Here is a 6,955-nt window from a genome sequence, read left to right on the forward strand (position 1 = left end):
CCCCCGATGGGCCGCCGCAGCCGGCGCCCGCAGGCCCTGAACCATCCGGAAAACCCCCAGCAGTGTCGGTGTCGCGGATCGGACACCCAGCAGTCTCCGGCTCAGCATCCCACCCCCGCCAGTGACGCCGCGTCATGTCCGCCCCCGCACAGATGTCACGGCCAACCGGTGACTCGCCCCACTGGGCCCGGGGCGGGCCTGCGGCACATCGTTGATGCCATGTCCGAATCCACCGCTCCGCCCCTCCCCGCGAGCGCCCCCCGCCCTGCCGAGCCGGCCGCCCCGACGACGGCGGCCGAGCGCATCCTCGCCCCCGACCTGGCCCGCGGCATGATGCTGCTGCTGATCGTGCTCGCCCACGTCCCCTGGTTCCTCTACACCGCTCCGACCGGCGCGGCGATGCTCCACCCGGTCGGAGGGGGCCTCGCCGACCGGATCGTGCAGGCGCTCACCCTGATCGTCGTCGACGCCCGCACGCACACCATGTTCGGCTTCCTGTTCGCCTACGGAATCGGGCAGATGGCCGCCCGGCAGGCGGCCCGCGGCGCCGGCCCTGCGGACGTGCGCCGGCTGCTGCGCCGGCGCCACTGGTGGATGCTCGCGTTCGGTGCGGTGCACGCGGCGCTGCTGTGGCAGGGCGACATCATCGGGACCTACGGCCTGATCGGGCTGATCATGGTGGGGCTGCTGCTGCACCGCAGCGACCGCACGATCATGATCTGGCTGGGCGCGCTGCTGGGGGCGGCCGCCGTGGTGTGCGCGGTGTCCGTCGCGGCGGCCTACGCGGCCCCCGCCGGCGAAGCGTTCAGCGCCGCCGACATGCAGCGGCTCAGCATCGCCGAGCCGGCCTTCCTCGCCTCGGCGCTGGTCCGCTTCCCGACCTGGGTGTTCACCATGTTCTCGGGCGTGGTCTCGTTCGCCCTGCCGGCGGCGTTCGTGATGGGCCTGCTGGCGGCGCGGCACCGGGTGCTCGAGGAGCCGCAGCGCCACCTGAAGCTGCTGCGCCGCACCGCCGTGCTCGGTATCGGGGCCGGCTGGGCGGCCGGGATCGCGGTGGCGCTGCAGCACACCGGTGCCGCCGAGATCGCCCCCGACGGTGCGCTGACCGCGGTCCACTTCTTCACCGGCATCTTCACCGGCGCGGGGTACGCCGCCCTGTTCGGCCTGATCGCGCACCGCATCGCCCGGCGCGGCTCCGCAGGCCGGCTGCCGGTCCGCGCGCTGTCCGCCCTGGGCCGCCGCTCGCTCAGCGGCTACCTCGCCCAGTCCGTCCTGCTCTGGCCGCTGCTCGCCGCCTGGGGCCTCGGCCTGGGCGCCCACCTGTCGAGCTGGTCGGCCGCCGCCCTCGGCATCGCGGCCTGGCTGGCCACCGTCGCCATCGCCTTCGCCCTGGACCGCGCCGGCCTCCGCGGACCGGCCGAGGTCCTCCTGCGCAGGCTCACCTACCGCCCGGCCCCGCGAACCGGCCCGACCCCGTAGCGGCGCGGCCGTGCGACGCACGGAAAGGAGAAATGCGGCTCAGGACGTGGAAGCGGCCTCAGAGTTTGCGGTACACCTCACGGCGATGAGCGATGCGCAGGGCTACGACGACGAGCCGGCCGTCATCGATCGAGTAGACCACTCGATGGTCGCCCACCCGGACACGCCACAGGCCCGGGTAACCGCTGAGTTGGCGGCAGCCATCGGGGCGCGGCTCCTCAGCCAGCGCCAGCACGGCCGAGTACACGCGGCGAGCGACGATCCCGTCCAGCTTGCCGAGTTCTTTGCGGGCCCGGCTGTCGAACACCACCTCGAAGACGCGTGATCCACCGTCCGTCACAGGCCGAGCTCCCTGGCCACGTCCTCAGCGGAAACGACTTCAGCGTCCCCGGACCGGATCTCCTCCAGCCGCTGGTGGGCGATTCGCCCGTCCTCGAGATCGATCATCTCCTCATATGCCTCGACCAGACCGATCGGGACGATCGCCGCCACGCGCTCATGCTTGCGACCACGCGTCACATAGGTGACCTCATCTCCATAAGCGGCTCTGTTCACACGCTCGGAGAAGTGATCGCGGGCGTGGGCAACGGACAGTTCGGCGCGCTCAGCACTCATGCCACCATTATGCGCCATGTTGGCGATGTTGGCGAGGTCGGCCACGTTGGCACGATTCCGCGGCAATCATGGATCCGCAGGCAGCCCTAGCGCCTCGAACGAACGCTCCTCCCACCGCTCCGCCTTCCGCTCACGCTTCGACGCCGGGGGCATCGCGCTCGGCCTCCGCGATGAGCGCACCGACGCGGGCGAACTGCTGTTCCGCCTGCTCGGTCTCTGCCATCTGCCGCAGGGCCGCGTTGACAAGGCAAGACGGCACGTCCATCCCGGCCATATCGGCATGCTCGGTCAGCTCCTCCGCCGATTCCGCGGACACCGCCTCATACCGGCGCGATGGCCACCGTCCACGGGCTCCCCGGGCACCAATCCTCCTCAGTGCTTGAAGCGCACGAACAGGCGGCCGTGGTTCTTGGAGTCCTTGTCGATCCGGTGGTAGAGCGGCCGGACGTCCTTCCGGTCGAGGTAGCGCAGGACGCGCTTCTTGAGCTGGCCGGAGCCCTTGCCGGGGATGATCTCGACGAGGGGGGCGCGGGTGCGGACGGCTTCGGCGAGGATGTCGGCGAGGGCGCGGTCGATGTCGGCGCCGCGGTTGTAGATGTCGTGCAGGTCGAGCTTGAGCTTCATCGGGCCTCCGCGGGCTTGTCGGCGGCGAAGATGGCGGTGCCGGGGAGGAGGCGGCCCCGGACGGGGCCCCAGCCGCCCCAGGTCTGGGTGAGGGACGCGGGCCACTCGGGTTCGGCCAGGTGGGCCAGGACCAGGCCGGAGGCGGCGATGGCGCCGATCCAGTCGCCCAGCGTGTGGTGGTGCTCGACGTAGGCGGCGCGGCCCGCGGCGTCCTCTTCGATGTAGGGGGTCCGGTCGAAGTAGGACTGCTCGGCGGTCAGCCCCGACGCGGTCGGGTCGTCCGGGAACATCCAGCGCACCGGATGGGTCACGGCGAACGCGAGGCGGCCGCCCGGGCGCAGCACGCGGGCGGCTTCGGCGACCGCGGCGGACGCATCCGGGACGAACGGGAAGGCGCCGAAAGCCGAGCAGACGATGTCGAAGGCTCCGTCGGCGAACGGCAGCACCTGCGCGTCGGCCTGCGCAGTCGGCGTTCGGACGCCCTCGCTGCCGTCGATGCGCCGGGCGTGCTGGAGCTGGCGGAAGGCGATGTCGACCCCCACCGGCCGCGCGCCCTGGGCGAGCAGCCACCGGGCGCACTGGGCGGCGCCGCAGCCGATCTCCAGGACCCGCGCGCCGCGCAGCGCTTCGGGCGGGCCGAGCAGCCGGGCGTCGGCCTCGTCGAGCCCCTCCGGACCCCACACGAACCCGGCGTCGCGGAGGAAGCCGCCGTGCTCGGCCTGGTACTCGTCGGCCGAGGCGTCCCACCAGGCGCGGCTGGCCCGCGCGCTCTCCGCGGGCCCCGCGGGTCGGCGCGCCACCCGCGCCACGGCCGCTGGAATGTCGGCGGTGTCCGTGCCGCCCGCACCGGTGTCGCTCATGCGCCCCATCCTCACACGGACGCCGCCGGGCCGGCCGCCTCCCCGCAGGGCCGGCCGCCGCCGGGGGCCGGGCCGGCTACGCCTTCAGGAAGTCGGCGGTGCGGCTGCCGGGGGCCGCTGCCACCTCGGCCGGGGTGCCCTGGGCGACGATCCGGCCGCCCGCGGCCCCGCCGCCCGGCCCGAGGTCGATGACGTGGTCGGCGCCGGCGACGACGTCCATGTCGTGCTCGGCGACCACCACGGTCGCGCCGCCGTCCACCAGGTCCTGCAACCGCCGCACCAGTAGGTCGGTGTCGGCCGGGTGCAGGCCGGTGGTGGGCTCGTCGAGCAGGTACAGGGTGCGGCCGCGGCGGCCGCGCTGCAGTTCCGAGGCGAGCTTGATGCGCTGCGCCTCGCCGCCGGACAGCTCGGTCGCGGGCTGTCCCAGCCGGAGGTAGCCGACGCCGACCTCGTCCAGCGCCTGCAGCGCACGTGCGGCCGCCGGCACGTCGGCGAAGAACGCCGACGCCTCCTCCACGGTCATCGCGAGCACGTCGGCGATGGTGGCGCCGCGGTAGGCCACCTCCAGCGTCTCCGGGGTGTAGCGGGCGCCGCGGCAGGTGGGGCAGGGCGCGTAGCTGCTCGGCAGGAAGAGCAGTTCGACCTCGACAAACCCTTCGCCGCGGCAGACGGGGCAGCGCCCGCCGTCGACGTTGAAGGAGAACCGCCCGGCACCGTAGCCGCGCTCGCGCGCGGTACCGGTCGCCGCGAAGAGCTTGCGTACCGCGTCGAACATGCCGGTGTAGGTGGCGAGGTTGGACCGCGGGGTCCGGCCGATCGGGCGCTGGTCGACCTCGACGGTGCGGGTGATGCGGTCGCCGCCGGCTTCCGCTGCGTGCGCGGCGACCTCGGCGAGCAGCGACGTCTTGCCCGCGCCGGATACGCCGGTGACCGCGGTGAGGACACCGAGCGGCAGGTCCGCGCCGAGGTCGCGCAGGTTGTTGCGGGACAGCCCGCGCAGCGGCAGGACGCCGTCCGGCGTGCGTCCGCGGGAGGGGCGCTGCGGCGGGTCGAAGAGGTAGCGGCGCGTGGCCGACTCCGCTGCGCTGCGCAGCTCCGCGGCCGGGCCGCTGTGCAGGATGCGCCCGCCGCGGGCGCCTGCGCCCGGGCCGACGTCGACGATCCAGTCGGCGCGGCGGACGATATCGCGGTCGTGCTCTACCAGGAAGACGCTGTTGCCGGCGTCCTTGAGCCCGGCGAGGACCTCCATCATCGCTTCGGCGTCGGCGGGGTGCAGGCCGGCGGACGGCTCGTCGAGCGCGTAGACGACGCCGAACAGGCCGGAGCGGAGTTGCGTGCCCAGCCGGAGCCGCTGCACCTCGCCGGCCGAGAGGCTCGGCGCGCCGCGCCCGGTGCTCAGGTAGCCCAGGCCGAGCCGCTCCAGCACGTCGATCCGGTCCAGCAGGTCCGAGACGAGCACCCCCGCGGCGCCTTCGGTGCGGTCGCGGTGCGGTGCGAGCACCGCGGCGAGATCGGACATGGGCAGCGCGGCCAGCTCGGTGATGTCGCGGCCCGCGAAGGCCACATCCAGCGCTTCCGGGCGGAGCCTCTTTCCGCCGCAGACCGGGCACGGCTCGCTGGAGAGGAACGCGGCGGCCTTGTCCCGGCGCGCGTCACTCGCGGAGGCGGCGTAGGCGTGCAGCACCATCCGCCGGGCGCTGGCGAACGTGCCCTGGTACGGCCGCTGGATCCGGTGCGCCGCACGGACCGGGTGCACGGTCACCACCGGCTGCTCGTCGGTGAAGAGGACCCAGTCGCGGTCGCCGCGGGGCAGCGACTTCCACGGGGCGTCGACGTCGTAGCCGAGCGTCTCCAGGATCTCCCGCTGGTTCTTCGCCTGCCACCCTCCCGGCCAGGACGCGATCGCACCGTCCCGGATGCTCAGGCCCGGATCGGGCACCAGCAGTTCTTCGGTCGTGTCCAGGACAGCGCCGATGCCTTCGCAGCGGGGACACGCGCCGGCCGCGGTGTTGGGCGAGAACGCGTCGGAGTCGAGCCGCTCGGCACCGGGCGGGTAATCGCCGGCGCGCGAGAAGAGCATCCGCAGCGTGTTGGAGAGCTGGGCGAGCGTGCCGACCGTGGAGCGCGACGACGGCGCGGCGCGCTGCTGGCGCAGCGCCACAGCCGGCGGCATTCCGGTGATGGCGTCCACGTCGGGCGCTCCGACCTGCTGCAGCAGCCGGCGCGCGTAGGGGGCGACGGACTCCAGATAGCGCTGCTGCGCCTCGGCGTAGAGGGTGCCGAAGGCCAGGGACGACTTCCCCGACCCGGAGATGCCGGTGAAGGCGACCAGTGCGTCGCGCGGAATGGCGACGTCGACGTCGCGCAGGTTGTGCACGCGCGCCCCGCGGACGCGCACGAAGCGATCGGGTTCCACCGGCCCCATCCTAGGGACCCGCAGGCAAAGGGGACCGCACGTCCGCACCGGGACCCGCCGCCCAGGCCGCTGCGGGCGGGCGGCGCGGGGACGCCGCTGCACTGCCCTACCGATGTTTTTCCGCGCCAGCCGAACCGGAATCCGGTGCTGCACGTCACAGTGGAGAGCGCATGCCTACGAATGGAGCCCCTCCATGCAGCGCACACTGTCCACCGCAGCGGGAGCCGTGGCCCTGACTCTGTCCGCCAGCTCCTGCGGCCTCTTCGGCGGAGGGGGCGAACCCGAGGAGCCCGGCGGCAGCGGCTCCGGCGGCACCCCCGAAGACGGATTTGTCCGCGAAGGCTACGTCGGCACCTGGGGCGCGTACCAGAACGTCCGGATGGAGGTCACCGAGCTGGCGAGCATCGACGGGATGACGCGCCTCACCGTCGAATACACGGGTCTGGGCGACGAACCCATCCAGGAGATGGGCGCCTACGACAACCCCATGCACATCCAGTCGTTCTTCCGGGTGCTCGACCCGGTCAACCAGCTCCGCTACGCCCCGTTCCCCGACATCGGCGCCGACATCGGCGACTTCTACGAGGAAGAGCTGTGGAAGCCGGGCGTCACCTACGAGATGGTGGCGTTCCTGCCGCCCCTGGAGGGCGACCCGGACCGCGTCACCGTCGAGGGGCCCGGCGGGATCGGGGAGTTCGCGGGGGTGCCCGTGACCGACGGCGAACCGCGGGACGACCCCGCCGGCCTCCCCGAGGAGCGGGCGGAAGGGTGGCCGGAGGAAGGCGAGACGGTCACCGTCCCGGTGGATGGCGGGGAGTCGGAGGAGGAGCCCCTCGTCTCCTCGCTGGTCTCGACGACCGAGAGCGTGGTCGGCGGGCGGGAGACCGACTCCGACCAGGAGACCGTGGCCCTGCGGGCCGACGTCCTGTTCGAGTTCGACGAGGCCGAGCTGACCGACGAC

General features: G+C 73.4%; 7 protein-coding genes and 1 pseudogene. 2 read left to right on the plus strand and 6 right to left on the minus strand.

Annotated features, from left to right (window positions below; all coding sequences use genetic code 11):
- Positions 1-219 precede the first annotated feature (219 nt).
- Positions 220-1,479 carry a DUF418 domain-containing protein gene (locus ACYVGT_RS11905; RefSeq protein ID WP_460857155.1) on the plus strand — a complete coding sequence of 420 codons (1,260 nt, stop codon included), beginning with the start codon at positions 220-222 and terminating at the stop codon, positions 1,477-1,479.
- A gap of 58 nt (positions 1,480-1,537) precedes the next feature.
- Here ACYVGT_RS11905 and ACYVGT_RS11910 read toward each other — a convergent pair whose 3' ends face one another.
- From ACYVGT_RS11910 to ACYVGT_RS11935, 6 genes are all read right to left on the minus strand, one after another.
- Positions 1,538-1,819 (minus strand): type II toxin-antitoxin system RelE family toxin, encoded by a 282-nt coding sequence (locus ACYVGT_RS11910; RefSeq protein WP_460857158.1) that lies wholly within the window; start codon positions 1,817-1,819, stop codon positions 1,538-1,540.
- Positions 1,816-2,139, minus strand: coding sequence for an antitoxin of toxin-antitoxin stability system (locus ACYVGT_RS11915; RefSeq protein ID WP_460857160.1), 324 nt, complete (start codon positions 2,137-2,139; stop codon positions 1,816-1,818). Before ACYVGT_RS11915 ends, ACYVGT_RS11910 begins: the two co-directional genes overlap by 4 nt.
- 85 nt (positions 2,140-2,224) lie before the next feature.
- Complete coding sequence (locus ACYVGT_RS11920) at positions 2,225-2,410, minus strand: hypothetical protein (RefSeq protein ID WP_460857163.1); 186 nt, start codon at positions 2,408-2,410, stop codon at positions 2,225-2,227.
- Positions 2,411-2,466: 56 nt separating this feature from the next.
- The gene (locus tag ACYVGT_RS11925; protein WP_460857165.1) at positions 2,467-2,718 is read right to left on the minus strand and encodes a Smr/MutS family protein; all 252 of its coding nucleotides are present in this window, start codon (positions 2,716-2,718) and stop codon (positions 2,467-2,469) included.
- Positions 2,715-3,578, minus strand: a complete 864-nt coding sequence (locus ACYVGT_RS11930) for a class I SAM-dependent methyltransferase (protein WP_460857168.1) — start codon at positions 3,576-3,578, stop codon at positions 2,715-2,717. Before ACYVGT_RS11930 ends, ACYVGT_RS11925 begins: the two co-directional genes overlap by 4 nt.
- 76 nt (positions 3,579-3,654) lie before the next feature.
- Complete coding sequence (locus tag ACYVGT_RS11935; RefSeq protein WP_460857171.1) at positions 3,655-6,003, minus strand: ATP-binding cassette domain-containing protein; 2,349 nt, start codon at positions 6,001-6,003, stop codon at positions 3,655-3,657.
- 184 nt (positions 6,004-6,187) lie between these two features.
- Between ACYVGT_RS11935 and ACYVGT_RS11940 the strand changes: the two are divergent.
- Positions 6,188-6,955 (plus strand): annotated as a pseudogene (locus ACYVGT_RS11940) (OmpA family protein); the annotation flags it as partial.

It is taken from the genome of Nocardiopsis coralliicola (assembly GCF_054779695.1).

What these genes read in the sequence shown, in the direction of transcription:
- ACYVGT_RS11905 (WP_460857155.1), top strand. Translation starts at nt 220, where the DNA reads ATGTCCGAATCCACCGCTCCGCCCCTCCCCGCGAGCGCCCCCCGCCCT.
- ACYVGT_RS11925 (WP_460857165.1), bottom strand. Translation starts at nt 2,718, where the DNA reads ATGAAGCTCAAGCTCGACCTGCACGACATCTACAACCGCGGCGCCGAC.
- ACYVGT_RS11930 (WP_460857168.1), bottom strand. Translation starts at nt 3,578, where the DNA reads ATGAGCGACACCGGTGCGGGCGGCACGGACACCGCCGACATTCCAGCG.
- ACYVGT_RS11935 (WP_460857171.1), bottom strand. Translation starts at nt 6,003, where the DNA reads ATGGGGCCGGTGGAACCCGATCGCTTCGTGCGCGTCCGCGGGGCGCGC.